The organism is Streptomyces durocortorensis (genome assembly GCF_031760065.1).
In the GTDB taxonomy this organism is placed as follows: domain Bacteria; phylum Actinomycetota; class Actinomycetes; order Streptomycetales; family Streptomycetaceae; genus Streptomyces.
This window is the reverse complement of record NZ_CP134500.1, coordinates 1,003,432-1,028,266: the sequence shown is the minus strand read 5'-3', so window position 1 is coordinate 1,028,266 and position 24,835 is coordinate 1,003,432. Positions and strand designations below refer to the sequence as shown.

At 71.3% G+C, this 24,835-nt stretch carries 25 protein-coding genes; 19 read left to right on the top strand and 6 right to left on the bottom strand.

Going from position 1 to position 24,835, the window contains the following annotated elements:
• Positions 1-88 precede the first annotated feature (88 nt).
• Positions 89-451: a DUF1844 domain-containing protein gene (locus tag RI138_RS04425; protein ID WP_311118839.1), complete on the bottom strand. Its 363-nt coding sequence runs from the start codon at positions 449-451 to the stop codon at positions 89-91.
• A gap of 397 nt (positions 452-848) precedes the next feature.
• On the opposite strand from RI138_RS04425, the gene infC reads away from it, so the two are divergent.
• From infC to RI138_RS04355, 14 genes are all read left to right on the top strand, one after another.
• A complete protein-coding gene (gene infC, locus RI138_RS04420) occupies positions 849-1,508 on the top strand; it encodes a translation initiation factor IF-3 (protein WP_311122800.1) in 660 nt (219 codons plus the stop codon).
• A gap of 120 nt (positions 1,509-1,628) precedes the next feature.
• Positions 1,629-1,823, top strand: a complete 195-nt coding sequence (gene rpmI / locus RI138_RS04415; RefSeq protein ID WP_003970213.1) for a 50S ribosomal protein L35 — start codon at positions 1,629-1,631, stop codon at positions 1,821-1,823.
• Between the two features lie 107 nt (positions 1,824-1,930).
• Positions 1,931-2,314 (top strand): 50S ribosomal protein L20, encoded by a 384-nt coding sequence (rplT, locus tag RI138_RS04410; protein WP_003970214.1) that lies wholly within the window; start codon positions 1,931-1,933, stop codon positions 2,312-2,314.
• Between the two features lie 113 nt (positions 2,315-2,427).
• Positions 2,428-3,273: a TrmH family RNA methyltransferase gene (locus RI138_RS04405; protein ID WP_311118838.1), complete on the top strand. Its 846-nt coding sequence runs from the start codon at positions 2,428-2,430 to the stop codon at positions 3,271-3,273.
• 203 nt (positions 3,274-3,476) lie between these two features.
• Complete coding sequence (locus RI138_RS04400) at positions 3,477-4,637, top strand: sensor histidine kinase (RefSeq protein ID WP_311118837.1); 1,161 nt, start codon at positions 3,477-3,479, stop codon at positions 4,635-4,637.
• Positions 4,638-4,806: 169 nt separating this feature from the next.
• A complete protein-coding gene (gene pheS, locus RI138_RS04395) occupies positions 4,807-5,946 on the top strand; it encodes a phenylalanine--tRNA ligase subunit alpha (RefSeq protein WP_096629681.1) in 1,140 nt (379 codons plus the stop codon).
• The gene (gene pheT, locus RI138_RS04390) at positions 5,946-8,459 is read left to right on the top strand and encodes a phenylalanine--tRNA ligase subunit beta (protein WP_311118836.1); all 2,514 of its coding nucleotides are present in this window, start codon (positions 5,946-5,948) and stop codon (positions 8,457-8,459) included. The genes pheS and pheT overlap by 1 nt, the downstream gene beginning before the upstream one ends.
• A gap of 418 nt (positions 8,460-8,877) precedes the next feature.
• Complete coding sequence (locus RI138_RS04385) at positions 8,878-10,224, top strand: transcriptional regulator (RefSeq protein WP_311118835.1); 1,347 nt, start codon at positions 8,878-8,880, stop codon at positions 10,222-10,224.
• A gap of 86 nt (positions 10,225-10,310) precedes the next feature.
• On the top strand, positions 10,311-10,841 hold the full coding sequence (locus RI138_RS04380; RefSeq protein ID WP_311118834.1) for an NUDIX domain-containing protein: 531 nt from the start codon (positions 10,311-10,313) through the stop codon (positions 10,839-10,841).
• Positions 10,842-11,785: 944 nt separating this feature from the next.
• The gene (locus RI138_RS04375; RefSeq protein ID WP_311118833.1) at positions 11,786-12,124 is read left to right on the top strand and encodes a helix-turn-helix domain-containing protein; all 339 of its coding nucleotides are present in this window, start codon (positions 11,786-11,788) and stop codon (positions 12,122-12,124) included.
• Between the two features lie 620 nt (positions 12,125-12,744).
• Positions 12,745-12,948, top strand: a complete 204-nt coding sequence (locus tag RI138_RS04370) for a cold-shock protein (protein ID WP_311118832.1) — start codon at positions 12,745-12,747, stop codon at positions 12,946-12,948.
• A 323-nt stretch (positions 12,949-13,271) separates the two neighbouring features.
• Complete coding sequence (locus RI138_RS04365; protein WP_311118831.1) at positions 13,272-14,798, top strand: DEAD/DEAH box helicase; 1,527 nt, start codon at positions 13,272-13,274, stop codon at positions 14,796-14,798.
• 45 nt (positions 14,799-14,843) lie between these two features.
• Positions 14,844-15,248, top strand: a complete 405-nt coding sequence (locus RI138_RS04360; RefSeq protein ID WP_311118830.1) for a CBS domain-containing protein — start codon at positions 14,844-14,846, stop codon at positions 15,246-15,248.
• A gap of 57 nt (positions 15,249-15,305) precedes the next feature.
• Positions 15,306-15,617: an SCO5918 family protein gene (locus RI138_RS04355; protein WP_311118829.1), complete on the top strand. Its 312-nt coding sequence runs from the start codon at positions 15,306-15,308 to the stop codon at positions 15,615-15,617.
• Between the two features lie 103 nt (positions 15,618-15,720).
• Here the strand turns inward: RI138_RS04355 and RI138_RS04350 are convergent, their stop codons facing one another.
• The gene (locus RI138_RS04350; protein ID WP_311118828.1) at positions 15,721-16,080 is read right to left on the bottom strand and encodes a hypothetical protein; all 360 of its coding nucleotides are present in this window, start codon (positions 16,078-16,080) and stop codon (positions 15,721-15,723) included.
• Positions 16,081-16,539: 459 nt separating this feature from the next.
• Here RI138_RS04350 and RI138_RS04345 point away from each other — a divergent pair, with 459 nt between their 5' ends.
• Both RI138_RS04345 and RI138_RS04340 read left to right on the top strand, forming a co-directional pair.
• The gene (locus tag RI138_RS04345; RefSeq protein ID WP_311118827.1) at positions 16,540-17,313 is read left to right on the top strand and encodes a potassium channel family protein; all 774 of its coding nucleotides are present in this window, start codon (positions 16,540-16,542) and stop codon (positions 17,311-17,313) included.
• Positions 17,314-17,958: 645 nt separating this feature from the next.
• Positions 17,959-18,189 carry a hypothetical protein gene (locus RI138_RS04340; protein WP_311118826.1) on the top strand — a complete coding sequence of 77 codons (231 nt, stop codon included), beginning with the start codon at positions 17,959-17,961 and terminating at the stop codon, positions 18,187-18,189.
• Positions 18,190-18,194: 5 nt separating this feature from the next.
• Here the strand turns inward: RI138_RS04340 and RI138_RS04335 are convergent, their stop codons facing one another.
• Positions 18,195-19,052, bottom strand: coding sequence for a 3-hydroxybutyryl-CoA dehydrogenase (locus tag RI138_RS04335; RefSeq protein ID WP_311118825.1), 858 nt, complete (start codon positions 19,050-19,052; stop codon positions 18,195-18,197).
• Between the two features lie 199 nt (positions 19,053-19,251).
• Here RI138_RS04335 and RI138_RS04330 point away from each other — a divergent pair, with 199 nt between their 5' ends.
• The gene (locus RI138_RS04330) at positions 19,252-20,532 is read left to right on the top strand and encodes a glycoside hydrolase family 10 protein (protein ID WP_449343290.1); all 1,281 of its coding nucleotides are present in this window, start codon (positions 19,252-19,254) and stop codon (positions 20,530-20,532) included.
• A gap of 129 nt (positions 20,533-20,661) precedes the next feature.
• Here the strand turns inward: RI138_RS04330 and RI138_RS04325 are convergent, their stop codons facing one another.
• Complete coding sequence (locus tag RI138_RS04325; RefSeq protein ID WP_096629655.1) at positions 20,662-20,871, bottom strand: DUF1918 domain-containing protein; 210 nt, start codon at positions 20,869-20,871, stop codon at positions 20,662-20,664.
• A gap of 59 nt (positions 20,872-20,930) precedes the next feature.
• A complete protein-coding gene (locus RI138_RS04320; RefSeq protein ID WP_311118823.1) occupies positions 20,931-21,956 on the bottom strand; it encodes a DMT family transporter in 1,026 nt (341 codons plus the stop codon).
• Between RI138_RS04320 and RI138_RS04315 the strand changes: the two genes are divergently transcribed.
• Positions 21,955-23,460 carry an aminotransferase-like domain-containing protein gene (locus tag RI138_RS04315; RefSeq protein ID WP_311118822.1) on the top strand — a complete coding sequence of 502 codons (1,506 nt, stop codon included), beginning with the start codon at positions 21,955-21,957 and terminating at the stop codon, positions 23,458-23,460. The genes RI138_RS04320 and RI138_RS04315 overlap by 2 nt on opposite strands.
• On the opposite strand, the gene RI138_RS04310 is transcribed toward RI138_RS04315, so the two are convergent.
• Complete coding sequence (locus tag RI138_RS04310; protein ID WP_311118821.1) at positions 23,417-23,998, bottom strand: hypothetical protein; 582 nt, start codon at positions 23,996-23,998, stop codon at positions 23,417-23,419. The two genes, RI138_RS04315 and RI138_RS04310, sit on opposite strands and share 44 nt — an antisense overlap.
• Positions 23,999-24,244: 246 nt before the next feature.
• On the opposite strand from RI138_RS04310, the gene RI138_RS04305 reads away from it, so the two are divergent.
• Positions 24,245-24,820, top strand: coding sequence for a histidine phosphatase family protein (locus tag RI138_RS04305; RefSeq protein WP_096629649.1), 576 nt, complete (start codon positions 24,245-24,247; stop codon positions 24,818-24,820).
• Positions 24,821-24,835 lie beyond the last annotated feature (15 nt).

The following is a 24,835-nucleotide window of genomic DNA, read 5'->3' as shown; positions in this document are numbered from 1 at the left end:
CGGCCCCGATGCCGCACGCGCGAGAGCCCGCCGCCCCACGGGGGGACGGCGGGCTCTCGCGTACGGGCGCGTACGGGGAGGGGGGTGGCTAGCCGTAGACCGGGCCGGTGTACTTCTCGCCGGGACCCTGGCCCGGGTCGTCCGGTACCAGCGAGGCCTCGCGGAAGGCCAGCTGGAGGGACTTCAGGCCGTCGCGCAGCGGCGAGGCGTGGAAGGTGCTGATCTCCGTGGCGCTCGCGTCCAGCAGTCCGGCCAGCGCGTGGACCAGCTTGCGGGCCTCGTCGAGGTCCTTGTGCAGCTCGCCCTCCTCGGTCAGGCCGAGCTTGACGGCGGCGGCGCTCATCAGGTTGACGGCGACCGTCACGATCACCTCGACCGCGGGGACCTCCGCGATGTCGCGGGCCATGTCGTCGAAGCCGGGGTTCTCACTGCTGGGGGTCGCGTCACTCATGCCCACACGATAAGGCCAGGCCATCGCCCTCCCGCGCGCGGGAGGCGGGGGCGACGGGGAAGGCTCGGGATTAGCGCATGCGTGCACAGGGTGCTAGCCTCGTACAACGACCGGCCGGACATCTATGTGCCCGGCCCGCAAGTGGAGGCTCCGATCTCCCACCTGGCTGTCCGTGAAGGACGGCGGGTCACCGGTCAGGCGGCGACCATCGTTCCGTACGGACGATGGGCCCGCCCGATAGCCCCGCGGTTCACCGCGGCGGTGTTCCGGTAGTTCCTGGAGCCCCGCCTGTGTCCCGTCCGGGGCATTTTTGTGCTTCCGGCTCGGTTGGTCTTGACGAAACAGACGTTACGCGGCTGTCTGCCAGGCGGTCGCGTGGTGCTACCGAGGAGGATCCATCAGCGCCGAGCCCCGCATCAACGACAGGATTCGCGTTCCCGAGGTGCGACTTGTCGGTCCCAGCGGCGAGCAGGTCGGGATTGTTCCGCTTGCCAAGGCCCTGGAGCTCGCACAGGAGTACGACCTCGACCTGGTCGAGGTGGCGGCGACCGCCCGTCCGCCCGTGTGCAAGCTCATGGACTACGGGAAGTTCAAGTACGAGTCGGCCATGAAGGCCCGTGAGGCGCGCAAGAACCAGGCGCACACGGTCATCAAGGAGATGAAGCTCCGGCCGAAGATCGACCCGCACGACTATGACACCAAGAAGGGTCATGTCGTCCGGTTCCTCAAGCAGGGCGACAAGGTCAAGATCACGATCATGTTCCGTGGTCGTGAGCAGTCCCGCCCCGAGCTGGGCTTCCGACTGCTTCAGCGTCTCGCTTCGGATGTCGAGGACCTCGGCTTCATCGAGTCGAACCCGAAGCAGGACGGCCGGAACATGATCATGGTTCTGGGCCCGCACAAGAAGAAGACCGAAGCCATGGCCGAAGCCCGTGAGGCCCAGGCCGCCCGCAAGGCGGAGCGTCAGGGTTCGTCCGACGCACCGTCCCAGGGCGACACCGCCGAGGCTCCGGCCGACGCGGCCGAGGCTCCGGCCGAGACACCTTCCGAGGCGTGACCTCAGGGGCTGCCATCCAGGCGGCCCCGGGTCCCCCCGGAATCCCATAGAGATCTGACGCCCCTGCTGTCCGGTGCCCCGCACCGTGAGGGGCGCCACTGACGAGGAGAGAACGGCGCGATGCCGAAGAACAAGACGCACAGCGGTGCCAGCAAGCGCTTCAAGATCACCGGTTCCGGCAAGGTGCTCCGCGAGAGGGCCGGCAAGCGCCACCTTCTTGAGCACAAGTCGTCCAAGAAGACCCGCTCGCTGACCGGCACGGTCGTCGTGGCTCCGGCCGACGCCAAGAAGATCAAGAAGCTTCTCGGCAAGTGAGGTCCGGCCTCCGGCTCGCCCCGGAGGCACGACCTCGATCACACCGGGACCAATTCGTTTCCGGGCCGTGTGAGGACACCCACGGCCCCGCTACAAGGAGTTAACAAGTGGCACGCGTCAAGCGGGCAGTCAACGCCCACAAGAAGCGCCGGGCAATCCTCGAAGCCGCCAGCGGCTACCGCGGTCAGCGCTCGCGCCTGTACCGCAAGGCCAAGGAGCAGGTCACCCACTCCCTGGTCTACAACTACAACGACCGCAAGAAGCGCAAGGGCGACTTCCGTCAGCTGTGGATCCAGCGCATCAACGCCGCTGCCCGCCAGAACGGCATGACGTACAACCGCCTCATCCAGGGTCTGAAGGCCGCCAACATCGAGGTGGACCGCAAGATCCTCGCCGAGCTCGCGGTCAACGACGCCAACGCGTTCGCCGCCCTCGTCGAGGTCGCTCAGAAGGCCCTCCCGAGCGACGTCAACGCCCCGAAGGCCGCCTGACCCAGGCGCTCCTTCCAGGTACGCGAACCGGACCCGCAGGCGCACGCCGCCTGCGGGTCCGGTGCGTTGCCGCCGACCCCCACCGCCGTACGCAGAGAGGCTCGCCGCCGACCATGGGCACCCCCGAACTGATCTCCCCGCGTTCCCCGCGCGTCGCCGCCGCCCGCCGGCTGGCCAGACGGAACTTCCGCGGCAAGGAGCGCCGGTTCATCGCCGAGGGGCCGCAGGCCGTACGCGAGGCCGCGGCGCACCGGGGCGGCGACGGCGAGCCGACCCTGATCGAGCTGTTCGCCACCCCCGAGGCCGCCGACCGGTACGCCGACATCGTCGAGGCGGCCCACGCGGCGGGGGCCCGGGTCCACCTGGCCGGCGACGACGTCCTCGCCGACGTCTCGCAGACCGTCACCCCGCAGGGCCTGATCGGCGTCTGCCGCTTCCTGGACTCCCCGTTCCAGGAGATCCTGGACGCGAAGCCCACCCTGGTGGCGGTTCTGGCCAACGTCCGCGACCCCGGGAACGCCGGTACGGTACTGCGCTGCGCCGACGCGGCGGGCGCGGACGCCGTGGTCCTGACCGACGCATCCGTCGACCTCTACAACCCCAAGTCGGTGCGCGCCTCGGTCGGTTCGCTCTACCATCTGCCCGTCGCCGTCGGCGTGCCCGTCGAACAGGCCGTGCAGGGGCTCCGCGACGCCGGGGTGCGCATCCTCGCCGCCGACGGGGCCGGGGCCGACGACCTGGACGACGAACTGGACGCGGGCACCATGGGCGGCCCCACCGCCTGGGTCTTCGGCAACGAGGCCTGGGGGCTGCCCGAGGAGACCCGCGCGCTCGCCGACGCCGTCGTCCGGGTCCCGATCCACGGCAAGGCGGAGAGCCTCAACCTCGCCACCGCGGCCGCCGTCTGCCTCTACGCCTCCGCCCGCGCGCAGCGGCCGCGGCGCGCCCCCGGCGCGTAACGGAGCATCCGCCCGCTGCTCCGGCCCCCGCCGGAGCAGCGCCCCGACGGCCCGTCAGCGTACGATCCCGGCCAATCCCGCGCCCCGCCCACCGGCGCACTCCTGTCCGCGCCCCCACAGGGTGTCGCCGGTTCACCGGCGGCTAGTAGGGTGACGAACTCGGGGGCCCACTGCACCGGTTCGAGAGGTGGGGATACGGGAATATGGCTGTCGGCATGAGCTCGCCGCGACCGGCGCACACCGCCGTCGTAAGCGCCGCGGGCGAGGACCCGGACGGCGCGAAGACGGGTCCGGACGGCCTCGACGGCTTCGGGATCGACCCGGACGATCTCCCCGACGCTCTCGTCGTCGCCGACGAGAGCGGGCGCGTCATCTGCTTCAACGCCGCCGCCTCCCGCATCACCGACACCTCCCGCGCCGACGCGATCGGCCGCCCCCTGGACGCGGCTCTCCCGCTGGAGGACCTCAAGGGCAAGCGCTGGTGGCCGCTGACCGACCCGTACGGCGGTCTCGCCACCCGCAGCGGCCAGCCTGAGCGCAATCTGCTGCTCCCCGGCGGCCGCGAGGTCCTCGTCTCCGCCCGCTACGTACGCGAGACGCCCACCGGGCCCGTGCGCCGGGTGGTGGTCTCGCTGCGCGGCACCGAGGCCCGTCGGCGTACCGAACGCAGCCACGCCGAGCTGATCGCGACCGTCGCCCATGAACTGCGCTCCCCGCTGACCTCCGTCAAAGGGTTCACCGCCACCCTCCTCGCCAAGTGGGAGCGGTTCACCGACGACCAGAAGCGGCTGATGCTGGAGACCGTCGACGCGGACGCCGGGCGGGTCACCCGGCTCATCGCGGAACTGCTCGACATCTCCCGGATCGACTCCGGGAGGCTGGAGCTGCGCCGCCAGCCCGTCGACGTCTCCGCCGCCGTCGCCCGCCACGTCCAGGGCCTGATCACGGGCGGCCAGGCTCCCGAACGCTTCCGTGTCCGCGCCGGGGGGCCGCTGCCCGCCCTCTGGGCCGACCCCGACAAGGTCGACCAGGTCCTTGGCAACCTCCTGGAAAACGCGGTGCGCCACGGCGAGGGAACCGTCACCATTGAGATCGCCCCGGCACCCGCGCCGGGGACGAGCGACGAGATGGGAACGGCTGTCACCGTGAGCGACGAGGGCCCCGGCATCCCCGAGGAGTCGATGGGCCGTGTCTTCACCCGCTTCTGGCGGGGGAGCAAGCGCGGCGGCACGGGCCTCGGGCTCTATATCGTCAAGGGCATCGTCGAGGCCCACGGCGGCACCATCACCGTCGACCGGGGGCCCGGCGGCGGAGCCGAGTTCCGATTTATTCTGCCTGTGAGCATGCCCGCCTATCTGAAGTAGAGGGGTTTGCGCAGCAATCAGGCAGGGTGGTGGTGGGCGACGGGAGGGTGTGAGCAGCCCACGGGCTCCCCGACCGTCCTGCGGCCTTTAGACTCGACCTTTGGCACCTTTGCGTCCTGCGGTCGTCGAGCCGGGTCGCGCCATCAGCCAATCGGAAGCACGGGAAGAGATGTCGGCACCGAACAAGTCGTACGACCCAGTCGAGGTCGAGGCACTGAAACCGGAAGAGATCGAGCGCCTGCGGGACGAGGCGTTCGCCGCCTTCGCCGCCGCCGGTGACCTCGACGCGCTCGCCCAGGCGAAGACCGCGCACACCGGAGGTACCTCGCCGCTGTCCCTCGCCAACCGCGAGATCGGCGCCCTGCCCCCGCAGGCCAAGGCCGAGGCGGGCAAGCGTGTGGGCCAGGCCCGCGGCGCCGTCTCCAAGGCACTGGCCGCCCGCCAGGCCGAGCTGGAGGCCGAGCGGGACGCCCGGGTGCTCGTCGAGGAGGCCGTGGACGTCACGCTGCCCTACGACCGCATCCCGGCAGGCGCCCGCCATCCGCTGACGACCATCATGGAGCGCGTCGCGGACGTCTTCGTGGCCATGGGCTACGAGATCGCCGAGGGCCCCGAGGTCGAGGCGGAGTGGTTCAACTTCGACGCCCTGAACTTCGTGCCCGACCACCCGGCCCGCCAGATGCAGGACACCTTCTTCGTCCAGGGCACCACGCCCGACGGCAAGGCGACCGAGGGCGACGAGTCCGGCGTCGTGCTGCGTACGCATACCTCGCCGGTCCAGGCCCGCTCGCTGCTGGAGCGCAAGCCCCCTGTCTACGTGGTCTGCCCCGGCCGGGTCTACCGCACCGACGAGCTGGACGCCACGCACACCCCGGTCTTCCACCAGATCGAGCTGCTCGCCGTCGACGAGGGTCTGACCATGGCCGACCTCAAGGGCACCCTGGACCACATGGTCCAGGCGCTCTTCGGGCCGGACATGAAGACCCGGCTGCGGCCGAACTTCTTCCCGTTCACCGAGCCGTCCGCCGAGATGGACATGGTCTGCTACGTCTGCCGCGGCGAGTCCGTCGGCAACCCGGACCGCCCCTGCCGCACCTGCGGCAGCGAGGGCTGGATCGAGCTGGGCGGCTGCGGCATGGTCAACCCCAAGGTGCTCACCGCCTGCGGCGTGGACCCCCAGAAGTACAGCGGATTCGCCTTCGGGTTCGGCATCGAACGGATGCTGATGTTCCGCCACAACGTCGAAGACATGCGAGACATGGTCGAGGGTGACGTCCGGTTCACCCGGCCGTTCGGGATGGAGATCTGATGCGCGTCCCGCTTTCCTGGCTGCGGGAGTACGTCGACCTGCCGGCGACGGAGACCGGCCGTGATGTACAGGCCAAGCTCGTCTCCGTCGGCCTTGAGGTCGAGACCGTCGAGCAGATCGGTGCGGGCCTCAAGGGCCCCCTGGTCGTCGGACAGGTCCTGACCATCGAGGAGCTGGAGGGCTTCAAAAAGCCCATCCGCTTCTGCACCGTCGACGTCGGCACCGCCAACGGCACCGGCGAACCGCAGGAGATCGTCTGCGGCGCCCGTAACTTCTCGGTCGGCGACAAGGTCGTCGTGGTCCTCCCGGGCGCTGTCCTGCCCGGCGACTTCGCGATCGCCGCCCGCAAGACGTACGGCAAGACCTCCCACGGCATGATCTGCTCCACCGACGAGCTGGGCATGGGCGACGACGGAACGCACGGCATCATCGTGCTGCCGCCGGAGCACGAGGTCGGCACCGACGCGATCGAGCTGCTCCAGCTCGTCGACGAGGTCCTCGACATCGCCGTCACCCCGGACCGGGGCTACTGCCTCTCGATGCGCGGTGTCGCCCGCGAGACCGCGACCGCCTACGGGCTGCCGCTGCGCGACCCGGCGCTGCTGGACGTGCCCGCGCCCAACGCGTACGGCTACCCGGTCCAGATCTCCGACCCGATCGGCTGCGACCGCTTCACCGCCCGTACCGTCACCGGGCTCCAGCCCGAGGCCCGCTCCCCGATCTGGCTGCAGCGCCGCCTCCAGAAGGCCGGGATGCGGCCCATCTCGCTGGCGGTCGACATCACCAACTACGTGATGCTGGAGCTCGGCCAGCCGCTGCACGCCTACGACCGCACCCGGGTCGAAGGCCCCATCGGTGTGCGCCGCGCCCAGCAGGGCGAGAAGCTCACCACCCTTGACGGCACCGTGCGCGTGCTGGACGCCGAGGACCTGGTCATCACCGACAACCGCGGGCCGATCGGCCTCGCGGGCGTCATGGGCGGCGCCAACACCGAGATCGCCGACGCGGACGGCGAGCACGCCCTCACCACCGAGGTCGTCATCGAGGCCGCGCACTTCGACGCGATCTCGATCGCCCGCACCGCGCGCCGCCACAAGCTGTCCTCCGAGGCGTCCAAGCGCTTCGAGCGCGGCGTCGACCCGCAGGCCGCCGCAGCAGCGGCGCAGCGCACCGTCGACCTGCTGGTCCTGCTCGCGGGCGGCACCGCCGAGGCCGGGGTCACCGAGATCACCGCGCCCCACGCGCCCCGCACCATCGCCATGCCGGCGAACCACCCGGACAAGGTCGCCGGTGTGGAGTACGGCCGCGAGACCGTCGTCCGCCGCCTCCAGCAGGTCGGCTGCGACGTCTACGGGCAGGACGAGCTGATCGTCACCGTCCCGTCCTGGCGGCCCGACCTGAACGAGCCGAACGACCTCGCCGAAGAGGTCATCCGGCTGGAGGGCTACGAGAACCTGCCCTCCACCCTGCCGACGCCCCCCTCCGGCCGCGGTCTCACCGACCGCCAGCGGCTCCACCGCCGCATCGGCCGGGTGCTGGCCGGAGCCGGGTACGTCGAGGCGCTGAGCTACCCGTTCATCGGCGACGCGGTCCTGGACCAGCTGGGCCTGGAGGCGGATGACGCGCGCCGCCGCACGGTCAAGCTCGTCAACCCGATCTCCGACGAGGAGCCGTCGCTGCGCACGACGCTGCTGCCGGGCCTCCTCGGCGCACTGCGGCGCAACGACGGCCGCGGCAGCCACGACCTCGCGCTCTTCGAGACGGGCCTGGTCTTCCGGCCCACCGGCGAGGAGACCCAGGCTGTCCGGCTGCCCGTCGACCGCCGCCCCACCGACGAGGAGATCGCCGGACTGAACGCGGCCCTGCCGCGTCAGCCGCGCCGCGCCGCCGTCGTTCTCGCGGGCGCCCGCGAGCAGGCCGGCTGGTGGGGCAAGGGCACCCCGGCGACCTGGGCGGACGCCGTCGAGGCCGCCCGCTCGATCGCCGCGGAGGCCGGTGTCGAGGTCGTCGTCCGCGCCGACCAGCACGCCCCGTGGCACCCGGGCCGCTGCGCCGCGCTGTACGTCACCGTGAACGGCGAGGAGACCCTCCTCGGACACGCGGGCGAACTGCACCCGCGCGTCATCAAGGCGCTCCACCTGCCCGAGCGGACCTGTGCCGCCGAGATCGAGCTCGACGTCCTGGAGCAGGCCGTCGACGGAGCGCTCCAGGCGCCCCGGATCTCCACCTTCCCGGTGGCGACCCAGGACGTCGCCCTCGTCGTCGCCGGGGACGTCCCGGCCGCCGACGTGGAGCGGGCGCTGCGCGAGGGCGCGGGTGAACTCCTCGAATCGCTGCGGCTGTTCGACGTCTTCACCGGCGAGCAGATCGGCGAGGGCAACAAGTCCCTGGCGTACGCGCTGCGCTTCCGCGCCGCCGACCGCACGCTGACCGTGGAGGAGGCCTCGGCCGCCCGCGACAGCGCGGTGGCCCTGGCCGCCGAGCGCACGGGCGCGGTGCTGCGCGGGGCGTAGTAGCTGCGAAGGCGTTGAGAAGGGGCGTATCCGGCCACCGGATACGCCCCTTCTCCTTCTCCCGCCGAGTGGCGGAGGGACCACACGCCGGATCCGGAGGGGAACCGGGAGGAACGCGGTTCCGAGCCTCCGTTCCGCAGCCACCCTCCTTCGTCGTCGGTCAGTGGGCCGTGCGGTCCTGGCGCCGTCCGCGCTGCCACGGAGTGTCGGGCAGGTCAGCAGTGCGGACGGCGCGGTGCGGGTCGTCAACCGTTACGAGGGGGAGCCGACGACCCGGCCGCCTCTTGCGAGGGTGTTCATTCAACCGAGACCGGGAGCGGCGCGGCAGAGCGCACAGCAGGAGGGTTCGGGCATTCCGTTCACACCCCGTGTGAATCGTGCTCCACTAGGCTCATTGCGACACGTACCTGGGGGGACGATGGAGCCCAATGTCCTGCTCGAATCCCTGATCGAGGAGGCCGGTGTGTCCCGGGCGGGCCTCGCCGGTCACGTCAACCGGGCGGGCCGGAGCCGTGGCCTGAGCCTGCGGTACGAACACACCGCGGTCTCCCGCTGGCTGAAGGGCCAGCGGCCGCGCGGCCAGGTGCCGGACCTGATCTGCGAGGTGTTGGGCGGCCGGCTGGGACGGCCGGTCGGGCTCGACGACATCGGCCTGGGCGCCGCGGCCGCCTCCGGTACGGACGGCGCCGCCGAGTGCACGTCCCTCTCCGGCTTCGTCGACCGGGCCACCGCGCTGTGGCGCTCCGACGAGCAGCGCCCGCATCTGGCCACCGTGCCCGCCGTCACCGGCACCACGGCGGTGATGCCGGTCTGGGAGTGGGAGAACCCCCCGGAGGACACCGATGTCTCGCGGCCGGGCCCCGGCCGGGTCAGTGAGGCCGACATAGCGATGCTCAGGGCGGCCCGCGACCACTACGAGCAGATGTACCGCAAGACCGGGGGCGTCGCGACCAGGTCCCGGATCGTCCGCTTCCTCAACGCGGAGGCCGCGCCCCTGCTGCGCGGCGGCTACAGCGACGCCCTGGGCCGGAGCCTGCACCGGGCGACGGCGGGTCTGGTGGCGGTGGCGGGCATCTGCGCCTACGACTCCGACGCCCACGGGCTCGCCCAGCGCTACTTCCACCAGGCGCTGCGGCTCGCCAAGTCCAGCGGCGACCGGGCGCTCGGCGGCTATGTGATCGCCCTGCTGGTCACCCAGTCCCTGTTCCTCGGCGACTACCGCCGCTCCATCGCCTTCGCCGAGGCCGCGCTGCGGGCCGCCGGCGACCACATCACCCCCGCCCTGGCCGCCGATCTGCACGCCATGCAGGCCAAGGCGTACGGCCGCCTCGGCGACGCGGCGAGCGCCCGGGTCTGCATCGGCCGGGCCGAGGCCCAGGCGGGCCGCATCCACACGGGACGCGAACCGGACGAGACGGGGTACGTCCAGCCCGGCCTGGTGGACGTCCAGGTGGCGGAAGCCCTGCTCAGCCTCGGGGATCTGCCCGGGGCGAGGGAGCACGCGGCCTCCGCGGTGCGCGCCCCGGCGCACGACCGGGGGCGCGTGCACCGTCTTGCGATGCTCAGCCATATCGAACTGCTCCAGGGTGAGCCGGACCGCGCGGCCGGTACCGCCGCCGAAATGGCCGAACGGGCCCGGGGGATGGAGTCCCAGCGGCTGCGCGACCGGCTGCGGCAGGTCCGGGCTCAGCTGGCCGAGAGCGGCTGCGCCGACGCCGTACAGACCGCCGGTCTTATCGAGGGGGCGCTCCGAGTGCCTCTGTGAGCTCCGGCGACGCCCCGCCGTTCGTTCCGCTTCTGAGCCGACCCTGCTGGCATGTTGACCCCAACATGTCGAAAGGCGGCAGAACCGTGCAGTGGACGAACTTAAGCGAACAGAATGTGTATCAGAACCCCTGGTTCCGGGTGAATCTGGCCGATGTCGAGCTGCCCGACGGCAGCCACCTCGACCACTTCGTCATCCGGCTGCGCCCGGTCGCGGCGGCCACCGTCGTCAACGAGGCCAACGAGGTGCTGCTGCTGTGGCGGCACCGCTTCATCACCGACAGCTGGGGCTGGGAGCTGGCCGCGGGCGTCGTCGAGGACGGCGAGGACCTCGCGGCCGCCGCGGCCCGCGAGATGGAGGAGGAGACCGGCTGGCGCCCCGGCGAGCTGCGCCGGCTGCTCACCGTCGAGCCCGCCAACGGTCTCACCGACGCCCGGCACCACCTCTACTGGTCCGACGAGGCGCACTGGACCGGGCCTCCGCAGGACGCCTTCGAGTCGTCCCGGCGCGAGTGGATACCGCTCAAGGTGGTCCCGGACATGATCGCCCGGGGCGAGGTGCCCGCCGCGAACATGGCAGCCGCGCTGCTGATGCTGCACCACCTCAGACTGGGCTGACCGTCCCGCACGGGTGTCCCGTACGCCTCCACGCACGAGGAGCCGGCCCCCGGGGTGCCCGGGACCGGCTCCTCCTGGCCGCCCGGGCGGGGCTTGTGCCCTGGCGGGCCGCGCTCCGACCGGCTGCGCCCCGGCTGCGGCGCAGCCGGAGAGGGCGGCTGTGGGTAACGGTTCTGGCCGGATGCAATGGTCTCGGCCAGGGTGACCCGCTCGCGCTCCGTCGGTGGTTCATGCAGAAAGTCTTCCTGGCCAACATCTCGAAATCTATGCTGACTGGGGTAGACATTGGGATGCGGGGTGGTTATGGTTTCTCTCGTATCCAAGAGGGACAGAAGAGCTTGGCAGAGATGAACTGCCGGGCGGTAGTAATCAGCAGTTGCAGTACGCAGGTCGGTGCGGTGGTGGAGTTCCGAAGCCGGGGTTCTTGCAGGATGGCGACGGGGCTGACGACCGGACCGGGTGGCCCGCAGTTTTCAGGGGCTGCCGTGAGCACAACCGCAGGACCCAAGTGCAGTCCGCAGTACCAGTGGTCCCTCGGTAAATGGCGTCAGGCTGCGGCGCGCGTACCGGGGAGTTCGGCAGTGGGGTTCTAAGCCAGAGCAGATGCAGGACGGGCGACGGGGCTGGCTGCCGAAGTGGCGCTGTGAGAGGCCACCAGGAGTACGGAAGTAGTTGGCCAGAGGGAAAGAACGGAGGAGTTGAGCGCCATCAGGATCGCCCGGGCGGAAGTGTTGGGCCCGGGTACCGCAGGACATCGATAGTGAGGTGGTCTCCGGTCAAGCAACCGCGATCCCCGCAGCCCCCGGATCTCTTCCGGCAGGTATGCGGAAACAGAGAGCCGGCGTAGCCGATCAAGGCCGGCTGATGGTGTAGCAGTTCCTTCGGGGCCCGGGTGCCAAAATGGCACCCGGGCCCCCCGACGCGTGTTCCACAGGAAGGTACAGATGACAGCAGACGACTCGTTCGGCCGCCTCGACGACGACGACTACCCCGCCTACACCATGGGCCGGGCAGCCGAGATGCTCAACACCACACAAGGGTTCCTCCGCGCCATCGGCGAAGCCCGCCTCATCACCCCACTGCGCTCCGCGGGCGGCCACCGCCGCTACTCCCGCTATCAGCTCCGCATTGCCGCCCGCGCCCGCGAGCTGGTCGACGGCGGGACCCCGATCGAGGCCGCCTGCCGCATCATCATCCTTGAGGACCAACTCGAAGAAGCCCAGCGCATCAACGCCGAACACCACCGAGCCGCCAAGCCACCCAGCACGCCGCCCGTAGCCTGAAGCCTGCGCGGCCGGTGGACAACCGGCAGGTGCCGAACCCCCTGCCCGGAAGTGCGCTCGTCGGCCGTCTCCCTTCCCCCGGTGGTCATGCCCGGAAGCTTGCTCTTGTCTTCGGCGTAGGTGCTCTGTTGTGCTGCTGCTTCGCGCAAGATGCCCATCGGCCGGTCGCGGCGGCGTCCGCGGGGCGTATTCACCACGGTGAGGGGCTTCGGTTGCGCCCTTCCCTGACCTCCGTCCTGACGGACGACGCACTGGTGCGCCGGCCTGCATGCGAGCGGTCGGCACCCTCGCGCTGTGAAGCGCAAGCATCCTTCCTGCAACGCTGCGCCCGGGGCGGGCCAATATCTATGGCCACGGGGTGAGGGTTCAATGCGCCGTGCCGGGAGTATTCTTGACGCGGCAAATAGAGTGGAGTTTTTTCATCGTACGCGGACCATTACGGCGTGCTACTGTCGATCTCAGTTGCAGTTGTGGTACCCAAATTTCTGAGCTTTCGGGCGAGGCCTTCCGGCCCGAAGAGCTTTTTGTATTTCCGGTTCCCTCCGGTCGGGGCATCATCACGGCGACGCGGGATCTGTGCATCACGGGTCTCGGCGCACTGCCCTCGAAGGAGATGTGACATGGCGTCAGGCACGGTCAAGTGGTTCAACGCGGCCAAGGGCTTCGGCTTCATCGAGCAGGACGGCGGCGGCGCTGACGTGTTCGCCCACTTCTCGAACATCGCCGCCCAGGGCCTCCGTGACCTGCTCGAAGGCCAGAGGGTCACCTTTGACATCGCGCCGGGCCAGAAGGGCCCGATGGCCGAGAACATCGTTCCCGCTTGATACTGGCGCGTACTTCGTAGCTGGGTCCCGTATCCCTCGGGGTGCGGGACCCAGCTACGGCCATGCTTCCGGAGTGGTGCCACCTGCGGCAGAACCTCCGCCCGCAGAGTCCTCTCGCTGCTCACTCCTCCCGAGTCCCATCACCGGTGGAACTGGATTCCTCGCCTATATGGCGCCACTCCTCCCATGGTCTGCATCCCGCTCCGGGATTAACTGCAGGTCTCATTTGATTTTGCATCCGCTCGGCCCGTTCTTGTGATTCCCCGCGCTGTTCTTCCGCTGCGGGAATTCCTTGATACGTGCCGTATCAAGGAAGGTTCTGAATGAACCCCACACGTACGAACAATCGCTCTTCCCGTGCCCGCAGCCGTACCGCCGACTCCGGCAGCCGCTTCAACTCGCCCGCCCCGGCCCGTTCCGCCGCCCCGGCCCGTTCCGCTGCGCCGGCCCGTTCCGGCGGTTCGGGCCGCTCGGGTGGCCATGGGCGGCGGCCCGCCGCGGTCCAGGGCGAGTTCGCCCTGCCGGTCACGGTCACTCCCGCGCTGCCGGCGGTCGAGGCGTTCGCCGATCTCGACATGCCGGGGCCGCTGCTGGCGGCGCTGACCGCGCAGGGGGTGAGCGTCCCGTTCCCGATCCAGGGGGCGACCCTGCCCAACACCCTCGCGGGCCGCGACGCCCTGGGACGCGGGCGCACCGGCTCCGGCAAGACCCTCGCCTTCGGCCTGGCTCTGCTGGCCCGCACCGCCGGTCAGCGTGCCGAGCCCCGGCAGCCCTTGGCCCTGATCCTCGTGCCGACGCGCGAGCTGGCCCAGCAGGTGACCGACGCCCTGGCCCCCTACGCCCGCTCGGTGAGGCTGCGCATGGCCACCGTCGTGGGCGGAATGTCGATCGGGAGGCAGGCCAACGCACTGCGCGGTGGCGCGGAGGTCGTCGTGGCGACGCCGGGCCGGCTCAAGGACCTCATCGACCGTGGTGACTGCCGACTTGACCAGGTCGCGATCACTGTTCTGGACGAGGCCGACCAGATGGCTGACATGGGCTTCATGCCCCAGGTCACCGAGCTTCTGGACCAGGTCCGTCCCGAGGGGCAGCGGATGCTCTTCTCCGCCACCCTGGACCGTAACGTCGACCGCTTGGTCCGCCGCTACCTCAGCGACCCGGTCGTCCACTCCGTCGACCCCTCCGCCGGGGCGGTCACCACGATGGAGCACCATGTGCTGCACGTGCACGGCGCGGACAAGAACCGTACGACCACCGAGATCGCAGCCCGCGACGGTCGGGTGATCATGTTCCTGGACACCAAGCTGGCCGTGGACAAGCTCACCGACCACCTGCTGGCCAGCGGTGTGAGGGCCGCGGCTCTGCACGGCGGGAAGGCGCAGTCGCAGCGCACCCGGACCCTGACCCAGTTCAAGACCGGGCACGTCACCGTGCTCGTGGCCACGAACGTCGCCGCACGCGGCATCCACGTCGACAACCTCGACCTCGTCGTCAACGTCGACCCGCCGACCGACCACAAGGACTACCTCCACCGCGGCGGACGAACCGCCCGGGCAGGGGAGTCCGGCAGCGTCGTCACCCTGGTCACCCCCAGCCAGCGCCGCGACATGACCCGACTCATGACCGCCGCCGGCATCGTGCCCCAGACCACCCCGGTCCGCTCCGGCGAAGAAGCACTCGGCCGGATCACCGGCGCCCGGACGCCCTCCGGCATTCCCGTGACGATCACCGCCCCGGTGGCCGCGCGGCGTGAGCGCAGCCGCAGCGCGTCCTCACGGGGCCGGCGCAGCCCCGCCTCCGCGGCCCGGCGCGTGACCGCACATCAGTCCTCCTTCGACGCGGCTGCCTGAAACTTCGTGATCCGGAAGCTGACCCATCTGTGCAGGAGGCACCTTTTGACGCTGGTCCAGATTCGGCCGGGCTCGACGCACGCCACGCCCGCAGGCGGGACGGTGGCCGACACCATGGACACCGCCGGGCCGCAGGTCTGTGATGACATGACCGTCGAGGTCGCCCTGTCCGTCATGGCCAGTGCCCGTACCGGGCATCTGCTCGTCTGCGACGACAGCGGCCGGTGTACCGGACTGGTCACCCGGTCCAGGCTCGCAGTAGTCCGTGACGGCTCCGCGTACTCGGACAGGGTCCAGCTGCGGGACATCCTCGGCGACCGGGGGCCGTTCATCTCACCGGTGACCACCATGGCCGAAGCCGGGCACATGATGCGCTACAGCGACGTCGATGCCCTGCCCGTGGTCGACGAACACGGCAGCGCGCTGGGCGTGTTCGCCCTCGCCCGCTGAGCCGTCCCATCCGCAGCAGAAACACCCCCCTCTCCGTTCCTCTCCCTGTGAGGCATCATGCGCTGTGTCATCGCCCGCTTCCCGTTCGACCTGACCAAGAGCGGTGTCCTGGAATCGATGAAGGGCGTCAAACCCGAGCAAGTATCCGGCGAGTCCGTGGTCATCGGCCGACGCACCTACCCCGTCAAACAGGTCGGCCAGGTCATCACACGCCAGGACCGCCGCGACTTCAGCGCGGGAGAAGTCCTGCGGGCCATGACCCAGCTCGGCTTCACCTGCCGCAACCTGGCCCCGGCCCCCGCACCCACTCGGGTTCTCGACCCGTTGCAGCAGGCGTCCGCGATGCTCGGCGCCCCTGTGGCCGCCTGAGCGACAGACAGGCGTGAGCCGTCAACGAGCGGCGGTGAGGGTCCGACCGGAGCATCCGGCCGGACCCTCACCGCGTACCCGGGATTCCCGGCGAGTCAGCCGGTCAGTTGTCGGAGTAGCTGAAGTCGCCCATCGTCCAGGCACTGACGTCCTCGATCGCGACCCGGTACATCCCGCCCGTCTCCGGGATCCCCACCGCGCCCTGCAGAATCCGCGCCACGTGGAAGTGCAGATGCGTGGGCGGCCCGTCCTCGGGTGCAGTGGTGGTGAACAGGCCGGAAAAGGCGCTCAGGCGGGCCGAGTCCGCAAGGACTTCCGACACCCGCTGCCTCCAGACGGCTTCGGGAGCCAGCCGGCCCGTGATGACAGCACCACCGGCGACCACGGTCAACGACATCTGATTGCTGCGCCCGGACTCCACCAGGGCGGCAACGTCAACGAGCAGCGCGTCAGGCTTCGACATGCGGCCAATCATATTCGTCGACCGACGGACTGCTTTCCTGCGGTGGCCGCTCCGGGCTGGACGGCGCTGAGGCCCCTGTGGCTGAAGGCGCTGAACCCCCTGTGAGCGGTACGGCCGGGACGGGAGGCTCCAAGGCCCCGGCGACCGCGAACCGGGCCGCCTCACAGGCCGGCGACGTGGCAGCGGCCGGTGCTGGATCTCGGCGGCCAGGCTCAGCGGGGTGATCAGTAGTGAACCGCTCCGGGTTCGGTGGAGACATCAGGTTGTGGTAGTGACCTGGGGTTTCGGGGTTGTCGCCGGTCGCGACGAGGACCTCGGCAGCGGTATCCACGCCGATGCCGAAGGGTTCAAGCATCTGTGGGGCCGCGAGGTGAACCAGATCGGCGCAACGCGGAACCCCTGCTTCATACCCCGAGGCCCTCTGGGGCCTCTCTCCTTCCCGGATCCTACGATGCCCGTATGAAGCATGGAACCAGGCTGAGCCGATGGGAACAGCGCACGCGTACGCCCCTTCTGCTGCTGGCAGTGCTGTTCGCCGTCGCATACGCCTTCCCTGTCCTCGCTCCGGATGCGCCGGACTGGGTGCACGCTGCGTGCCGTGCCGCCGAGTGGAGCGTTTGGACGGCGTTCGCCGTCGACTACGCGGTTCGGCTGGCACTGGCCTCCGGCAAGTGGGCGTTCGTCCGGAGCCATCCGCTGGATCTGCTGGCCGTCGTCCTGCCGCTGCTTCAGCCGCTGCGCTTGCTGCGGCTGGTCTCCACCCTGCTCCTGGTGGGCCGACGGGCCAGGCACGCGCCGCAGATCACGATGACGGTCTACGTCGCGGGCTCGGTCGTCGGGCTCATGATGTTCGGCTCGCTCGCGGTGCTCCAGGTGGAGCGGGACGCACCCGATGGCAACATTCGCACGCTGGGCGACGCGGTGTGGTGGTCATTCACCACCATGACGACGGTCGGGTACGGGGACCTGGCGCCCACCACCGGGCTCGGCCGGCTGCTCGCCGTGGGGCTGATGCTCTCCGGCATCGCACTGCTCGGTGTCGTGACGGCGAACATCGCGGCCTGGTTCATCTCCCGCTTCGAACGGGACAACGCCGAGGAACGCAGGCAGACAGCCCTCCTGGAGGCCCTGACCGCGGAAGTCACCGCACTGCGGGCCGAGGTCGCGCGGCTCGCAGTCGCACCGGGGCCCGAAGCGGCCAAAGTGCCCGGACCTTCCTCTCCGGGGCCGTGAACACCTGACGGGAAAAGGCAAGGGCCGGCTCCCGGCACTCGCCGGCGACGGATCACCCTTTCACCTCGTCTCTCCTTCGGCCGCCGGATCCGCTGCCGGTCAGCGGCCTGCCGCGGCGGCAGCCAGGGGCCGGAGGCGCTCGTCCAATTTCCGGCCGCGCCAGCTGGAGGCGTACCGCTGCGGTGGCGCGCATGACGTCGCCGGTGGCCAGCAGGTCGAGCAGAGCTCCACGCGGGACAGCGAGGACGAGAGTGCGCTGTGTGGCCCCGGCCGCGGTGTCGCGCGGCGTGGCGGGCTGTCAGGCGGCGAGCAGGTTCAGCCAGTCGTCGACCGTGTCGCGGGGCGAAGCGTGCCCATGGCCCGTCCGGGTGGACGAAGGAGTGGGAGTGGGCGTAGCTCTCGACCCAGAGCGTAAGCAGGCCGCGGCGGGAGTCTTCGGACAGCCACTGCCACAGCGATCGAGCGACCGAACGCAGACCGTCGTCGGCGTTCTCGTTCCGGAAGTCGGCAATCCACTGGATCTGAGCCAGTTCGTCTGATCTGGCCCGGGCCCGGGCCCGCCTCCGGTTCGGCCCGCCCCGCGCGGGCTACCACGAGTTCTCGATCCACCCTCTGGACGACGGCCGCTGCCTGGCCCGCCACGACATGCTCATCGGCACCCCCGGCGCAGATCTGCTGCGCTGGCCGCTCGTGGTGGGCCACTTGCACGACACGGTCGTCGAGGAAGCCCTGGACAACCTCCATCGCAGCTCGGGAGACCGGGTGGCCTGGCCCGCGAGCCGCTCATGCTGGGTGCGTCTGCTGCACCGCCTGGTCCTGACCTCGGGGAACGTGCCCCGGCGGGCGCGGCTGCGTGAGCGCCGGGCCCGCCGGTAGGACGGTCAGTACGGGTAGAAGCCCGAGCCCGTCTTGCGGCCGAGGCGCCCCGCGTCGACCATCCGCTGGAGCAGCGGGGGAGCGGCGTACAGCGGCTCCTTGTACTCGGCGTACATGGAGTCCGCCACGGAGGCCACGGTGTCCAGGCCGATCAGGTCGGCGAGTTTGAGCGGGCCCATCGGGTGGGCGCAGCCCATCTCCATGCCGTTGTCGATGTCCTCGCGGCTGGCGATGCCGGACTCGAACATCCGGATCGCGGAGAGGAGGTACGGGATCAGCAGCGCGTTCACGACGAACCCGGACCGGTCCTGGGCCCGGATCGCGTGCTTGCCCAGCACATCGTGGACCACTGCCTCGGCGCGCTTGATGGTCTCGTCCGACGTGGTCAGCGCCGGGATCAGCTCGACGAGCTTCTGCACCGGGGCCGGGTTGAAGAAGTGGATGCCGATGACCCGGTCCGGGCGCGAGGTGGCGACGGCCAGCTTGACCAGCGGGATCGAGGAGGTGTTGGAGGCCAGGATCGCGTCCTGCCGGGTCACCACCTGGTCGAGCACCTGGAAGATCTCGGTCTTGACCTGCTCGTTCTCCACGACGGCCTCGATGACGAGATCGCGGTCGGCGAACTCCCCGAGGTCGGTGGTGAAGCTCAGCCGGGCCAGGGTCTCGTCCCGCTCCTCCACGCTGATCTTGCCGCGCTCGGCGGCCTTCGAGAGCGAGTTGTGCAGACGGGTGCGGCCGATCTCCAGGGCCTCGCCGGTGGTCTCGGCGACCATCACTTCGAGGCCGCTGCGCGCGCACACCTCCGCGATACCTGCGCCCATCTGGCCACAGCCCACCACTCCGACGCGTGCAATGTCGGCCATAGAGTCCGTCACCTCGTGCCTTTCGCTGATCTCCGTATCGCAGGGTCCCGTGTGATTCCGGTGCCCGCCTCGACCCCACGACGTTACTCCGCGCGCCGACACGGACGACCTGCGGGTCATCGCGGCTACGGGTGGGCATGATGCGGTTACGCACAGCCATCGGAGCTTAGTGCGGGAGAGCGGAGAGGGGTGGACCAGGATGGGGCGCACGGGAGTGGCCAGAAGGGCCTTCGTGCTGAGCGCTGCCGGACTGCTGGCGGCGATGACCCCGGCCGGTGGCGCGGCCGCCTCCCCGGCGGCGGCGAAGGGTGGCGGCGGTCGGCCCGGGGAGGAGCCCGGGCGGTTGCGGGGCATGTGGGTCGCGACGGTCGCCAACGTGGACTGGCCCTCGAAGCCGGGCCTGAGCGCGGCGCGGCAGGAGGCCGAGCTGTTCGCGTATCTGGACCGGGCGGTCGAGCTGCGGCTCAACGCGGTGGTGCTCCAGGTCCGGCCGACCGCCGACGCGCTGTGGCCCTCGCCGTACGAGCCGTGGGCCGAATGCCTCACCGGGGTGCAGGGGCGGGACCCGGGCTGGGACCCGCTCGGCACGGCGGTGCGCGCGGCACACGACCGCAGCCTGGAGCTGCACGCCTGGTTCAACCCCTACCGGGTGGCGAACCACACGGACCCCTGCCGCCTCGTCGCCTCCCACCCGGCCCGGCTGAACCCGGGGTGGGTCGTGCCGTACGGCGGGAAGCTCTACTACAACCCGGGGCTGCCGCAGGTCCGCCGCTTCGTGCAGGACGCGATGCTGGACGCGGTGCGCCGCTACGACATCGACGCGGTGCACTGGGACGACTACTTCTACCCGTATCCGGTGGCAGGTCAGAGCTTCGACGACGACGCGGCCTTTGAACGGTACGGCGGGGGCTTCGCGGACCGGGCGGCCTGGCGGCGTGACAACACGGACCGCCTGGTGCGTGAGACCGCCCAGCGAATCCGGTGGATCAAGCCGCACGTCCGCTTCGGCATCAGCCCCTTCGGCGTCTGGCGCAACGCCGCGACGGACCCGTTGGGTTCGGACACCCGGGCGGGTGTCCAGACCTACGACGACCTGCACGCCGACACCCGTAAGTGGATCAAGCGGGGCTGGGTCGACTACATCTGCCCGCAGATCTACTGGAACATCGGATTCGAGGCCGCTGACTACGCCAAGCTCCTCGCCTGGTGGAGTGAGACCGTCCGGGGTACGGGCGTCGACCTGTACGTCGGCGAGGCGCTGTACAAGGCGGGCGACCCGGCCCAGCCCGCGGCCTGGCAGGACCCCGCGGAACTCTCCCGCCACCTCACCCTAGCCCGGGACCGCGAGGAGGTGCGTGGCCATGTCTTCTTCTCCGGCAGGAGCGTGGTGGCCGACCGCATCGGCGCGATGCGGCGCGTGGTGGCCGACCACTACACGGACCGGGTGCGGCTGTATCCGGAGCACGGCCGGTCGAGGTGAGCCGGGGCCCGGAGCGGCCCGGGCAGAAGCGACTCGGGCCCGGGGCAGGAAACCCGGGACGGGAGCGGCCCGGGGGCAGGGCCCGGTGCCCTGCCCCCGGGGCACGGTCCGTCCGCAGCGGCCGTGTGTCTACTGCGGCTGCCGGTCCTTCGGCGCCTCGATGTGCTGGACGACGCTGTCGGGACCAGGGGACATCAGATGCTCATGGCCGTCCGGGAAACGGAGCCGGTAGGGCGGAGCGCCCCCGTCCCCGAGCACTTCGATGATCTCTGCGACCCGGTCGTGCTGTCCCACGGTCCTGCCGTGCATCAGCAGCCGGTCGCCCGCGTGTGCCTCCATCGGGAGTGACCTCCTCACGAGTGGGCGAGGGTGATCCGTATCGATCCGTATCGACCAGTCTAGGGCCGTACGGACCGGGATTCCCGTCCTGTGCGGCGGCGGCCCGCCCGCTGGGTGGCGGCGATGCAGACGAGGACCGCCACCGCCGCGACGGGCGCGCTCGCCGACACCTCCTCGCCGAGCAGGAAGAAGGACCACACCAGCGTCAGCAGCGGCTGGGCGAGCTGGAGCTGGCTGGCGCGGGCGACGCCGATCGCGGCCATGCCCCGGTACCAGACGTACAGCCCGAAGAAGGCGGAGCCCGCGGCCACCCAGACCAGGCCGAGGACGCCGTGGGCGTTGAGGTGCACCGGTTCGAGCGGCAGGGCCACCGCGCTGCCCGCCACCGCGAGCGGCAGGCACAGGACCAGCGCCCAGCCGATCACCTGCCAGCCCGGCATCAGCCGGGCCAGCCGTCCGCCCTCGGTGTACCCGGCGGCGCACACCAGCAGCGCGCCGAACAGATACAGATCACCCGAGGTCAGGGCCCCGCCGCTCTGTCCCACGGTGAAGACGATCACTATCGCGGCCCCGGCGAGGGCCGCGACCCAGAACGCCCGGGACGGGCGTTCGCCGGTACGCAGGGACCCCAGGACCGCCGTGGTCAGCGGCAGCAGGCCCACGACGACGGCCGCGTGCGAGGTGGTGGAGGTCTGGAGCGCCAGCGTCGTCAGCAGGGGGAAGCCCACCACCACACCGCCCGCCACCACCGCGAGTCCGGCCCAGTGGCGGCGCTCGGGCAACGGGACGCGCGCCGCCAGCAGGAAGCTGCCCGCGATCACGGCGGCGAGGACGCTGCGCAGGGCGACCAGGGACCACGGGCCGAAGCTCTCCAGGCCCCAGGCGGTCGCCGGGAAGGTGAGCGAGAACGCGACGACGCCGAGCCCGGCGAGGACGGTGCCGCCGCGGCCGGTCGTCGGCGCGGGGAAGGCCGGAGCGGCCGCCGCGGCCGCGGAGTCCGGCGCGGACAGTGTGGGCGCCAGGGCGCTTGCGGGGCCCCTGGCCGCTATCGCGGAGGACGGGATAGCGCTATTCTCTACTCTCATGCATGAGCGTAGCAGTGTTGCGGAACTGGCGGCTTCCCTGCGGGCGGAGCTCAACCGCTACTCTCCAGGTGGAAAGCTGCCGTCCAGTCGTGCACTCGTCGAACGGTTCAGGGTCAGCCCCGTCACCGTCTCCCGGGCCATCGCGCAGCTCGCCGCCGAAGGGCTCGTCGTCACCCGCCCCGGCTCGGGCGCCTTCCGCGCGCAGCCCCGCACCGAGCTGCCCGAGCCGGGCGACACGTCCTGGCAGGAGGTGTCGCTGAGCGGCGACGGCGGTCCCGAGGTGGTGCCGCGTACCGTGGACGCCTCCGGAGTGCTGGTCACCCTCGCCGAACCGCCGCCGGGCGTCATCGAGTTCAACGGCGGCTACCTCCACACCTCGCTCCAGCCCGAGCGGGCCCTCTCCGCGGCCCTGGCCCGTGCGGGCCGCAGACCGGGAGCCTGGGGGCGCCCCCCGACGGACGGACTGCCCGAACTGAGGTCCTGGTTCGCCCGCGAGATCGGGCCCGCCATCTCCGGCACCGACGTCCTGATCACCGCGGGCGGCCAGAGTGCGCTGGCCACCGCGTTGCGCGCGCTCGCCCCGCCCGGCGCCCCGGTCCTCGTGGAGTCGCCCACCTACCCCGGGATGCTCGCCGTCGCCCGTGCCACCGGACTGCGTCCCGTACCCGTCCCGATGGATGCCGACGGGGTCCGCCCGGAGTTGCTCGCCGACGCGTTCCGGGCCACCGGAGCCCGGGTCTTCGTCACCCAGCCGCTCTTCCAGAACCCCACCGGCGCCACGCTCGCCCCCGCCCGCCGCGCGGAGGTCCTGGCCATCGCCCGTGCGGCCGGGGCCTTCGTCATCGAGGACGACTTCGCCCGCCGGCTCGTCCACGACGACGCCGGGCCGCTGCCCGCGCCGCTGGCCGCCGACGACCCCGACGGCGTCGTCGTGCACGTCTGCTCGCTCACCAAGGTCACCTCGCCCAGCCTCCGGGTCGGTGCGCTGGCCGCCAGAGGCCCGGTGCTGGAGCGCCTCCGCGCCATCCAGGTCGTCGACAGCTTCTTCGTGCCCCGGCCGCTCCAGGAAGCCGCGCTGGAACTGGTCGGCTCCCCGTCCTGGGGCCGCCACCTGGCGGCCGTCGCGAGGGAGCTGGGCCAGCGCCGTACGGTCATGGCGGCCGCCCTCCGCAGAGAGCTGCCCGCCCTCACGTTGCCGCACCTCCCGGCGGGCGGCGGCAGCCTCTGGCTCCGGCTGCCGGGCAGCGGCGCGGGCACGGGGGCCGACGAACCCGCCGTCGTCTCCGCCGCCCTGCGCGCCTCGGTCGCCATCGCCCCCGGCCGCCCCTACTTCTGCGCCGAACCCCCGGCCGGACACGTTCGCCTGAGCTTCGCCGCGGTCTCCGGGGCGGCCGAGATCGCGGAGGGCGTCCGCCGGCTCCGTACCGCGTACGAGTCGCTGGCGGGCCCCGAGGCGCCGGTCACGTACGCGTCCGCCGACGCCGCACCGCGTACGCGACCGTGAGCACGGCCAGCAACGGCCCCCACAGGGTCAACGGTATGTAGCAGATGTGGAACCAGGCCTCTTCCCAGCCACCTGCCTGGCCCGGGAAGTTGCTGGGCAGCTCGTCGCCCCGGATGGTGGTGCCCATGAGCTCGGTGACGAGGGTGAGCACGGTCCACAGCAGAGTGAGGGCCGCGGCCCCCGAGGCGGCCGGAACGACGGCGGCCAGCGGCGGGATGCGGCGGCCCCCCAGCCCCGGGACCCAGCGGGGTACCACCTCGCCCCAGCGGGCGACCAGGCCCACCGCGGTGAACGCGAGCGCCTCGGACACGACCGACAGCAGGGCCACATAGGCCCGCTCGCCGAGCGGGACCGTGCCGTCGACCAGGATCGGCAGGCGCCAGAGGGCCGAGGGCAGAACGGTGAGGGGCACGGCATAGGCGATGAACCGCATCGGCCGGGACACTCCGGCCACGGGCTCGTGCGCCGCCCGCCAAGCACCCCGGAACCGTCCGGGGCGGATGGCCGCGGAGTCCTTGACGGGGGGTGACAGCTTCATGAGCGTCCTCGTTCCCGGTGCAGCGCCGGCCCGGTCCGGTGCGGCGACGGTCCGGCGGGCCGACGTCCGGCCTGTCCGGTGACCAAGGTGCCAGCCAGGGGAGCCCGGGGGCATCGCGCCGCAGGGCGAACTCGCCTGGCCCGTACGGCTGATGGGGGGTGGGCCCGAAGGGGGACGGCGGACGGCCGGGACCGTGCCGGTGCGAGCCCCCTTGACCGGACAGGCGTTCGGCCCCACGATCCCGCCATGACGCTTCGGGTCTCCCTGGTCGCAGCGGCGCGCAGCTCCTCCCGGCTGGCCGAACGCTTCGACGACGACCGGCCGCTCGACCAGGCCGGCTGGCACGAGGTGCAGCTCGTCGCCCACACGCTGATCCCGCTCGGCGCGGCCGAGCTGCGCTACTGCTCGCCCACGCCGCGCAGCCGCGCCACCGGGGACGCCCTCGGCTTCGCCCCGATGGCGCAGCCCGCCCTGCGCGACTGCGACATGGGGCGCTGGCGGGGGCTGACCCTGGGCGAGGTCACCGCCCGCGAACCGGCCGCCGTCGACGCCTGGCTCGCCGACCCGCGCAGCGCCCCGCACGGCGGGGAGTCCCTGCTCGGCTTCATCGGGCGGGTGGGCGGCTGGCTCGACACCCGACCCGCGAGCGACGGCCTCATCGTCGCCGTCGCCGAACCCGCCGTGATCCGGGCGGCCCTCGTCTACGCGCTGAACGCCCCGCCCGCCGCGTACTGGAACGTGGACGTCCGCCCGCTCTCCAACGTCACGCTGACGGGCCTGCCCGGCCGCTGGAGTCTCAGCCTGCAGGCAGGCATCCGCTGACCGCCGGGATGCCAC

Bases quoted from the DNA above. Each gene is read 5' to 3' on its own strand.
- RI138_RS04315 (WP_311118822.1), top strand. From the start codon at position 21,955: ATGCATGAGCGTAGCAGTGTTGCGGAACTGGCGGCTTCCCTGCGGGCG.
- RI138_RS04350 (WP_311118828.1), bottom strand. From the start codon at position 16,080: ATGTCGAAGCCTGACGCGCTGCTCGTTGACGTTGCCGCCCTGGTGGAG.
- RI138_RS04385 (WP_311118835.1), top strand. From the start codon at position 8,878: ATGGAGCCCAATGTCCTGCTCGAATCCCTGATCGAGGAGGCCGGTGTG.
- RI138_RS04375 (WP_311118833.1), top strand. From the start codon at position 11,786: ATGACAGCAGACGACTCGTTCGGCCGCCTCGACGACGACGACTACCCC.
- RI138_RS04365 (WP_311118831.1), top strand. From the start codon at position 13,272: ATGAACCCCACACGTACGAACAATCGCTCTTCCCGTGCCCGCAGCCGT.
- RI138_RS04330 (WP_449343290.1), top strand. From the start codon at position 19,252: ATGGGGCGCACGGGAGTGGCCAGAAGGGCCTTCGTGCTGAGCGCTGCC.
- pheT (WP_311118836.1), top strand. From the start codon at position 5,946: ATGCGCGTCCCGCTTTCCTGGCTGCGGGAGTACGTCGACCTGCCGGCG.
- RI138_RS04425 (WP_311118839.1), bottom strand. From the start codon at position 451: ATGAGTGACGCGACCCCCAGCAGTGAGAACCCCGGCTTCGACGACATG.
- RI138_RS04305 (WP_096629649.1), top strand. From the start codon at position 24,245: ATGACGCTTCGGGTCTCCCTGGTCGCAGCGGCGCGCAGCTCCTCCCGG.
- RI138_RS04345 (WP_311118827.1), top strand. From the start codon at position 16,540: ATGAAGCATGGAACCAGGCTGAGCCGATGGGAACAGCGCACGCGTACG.
- pheS (WP_096629681.1), top strand. From the start codon at position 4,807: ATGTCGGCACCGAACAAGTCGTACGACCCAGTCGAGGTCGAGGCACTG.
- rpmI (WP_003970213.1), top strand. From the start codon at position 1,629: ATGCCGAAGAACAAGACGCACAGCGGTGCCAGCAAGCGCTTCAAGATC.
- RI138_RS04320 (WP_311118823.1), bottom strand. From the start codon at position 21,956: ATGAGAGTAGAGAATAGCGCTATCCCGTCCTCCGCGATAGCGGCCAGG.
- RI138_RS04370 (WP_311118832.1), top strand. From the start codon at position 12,745: ATGGCGTCAGGCACGGTCAAGTGGTTCAACGCGGCCAAGGGCTTCGGC.
- RI138_RS04340 (WP_311118826.1), top strand. From the start codon at position 17,959: ATGCTCATCGGCACCCCCGGCGCAGATCTGCTGCGCTGGCCGCTCGTG.
- RI138_RS04400 (WP_311118837.1), top strand. From the start codon at position 3,477: ATGGCTGTCGGCATGAGCTCGCCGCGACCGGCGCACACCGCCGTCGTA.
- RI138_RS04355 (WP_311118829.1), top strand. From the start codon at position 15,306: ATGCGCTGTGTCATCGCCCGCTTCCCGTTCGACCTGACCAAGAGCGGT.
- RI138_RS04310 (WP_311118821.1), bottom strand. From the start codon at position 23,998: ATGAAGCTGTCACCCCCCGTCAAGGACTCCGCGGCCATCCGCCCCGGA.
- RI138_RS04325 (WP_096629655.1), bottom strand. From the start codon at position 20,871: ATGGAGGCACACGCGGGCGACCGGCTGCTGATGCACGGCAGGACCGTG.
- RI138_RS04335 (WP_311118825.1), bottom strand. From the start codon at position 19,052: ATGGCCGACATTGCACGCGTCGGAGTGGTGGGCTGTGGCCAGATGGGC.
- RI138_RS04405 (WP_311118838.1), top strand. From the start codon at position 2,428: ATGGGCACCCCCGAACTGATCTCCCCGCGTTCCCCGCGCGTCGCCGCC.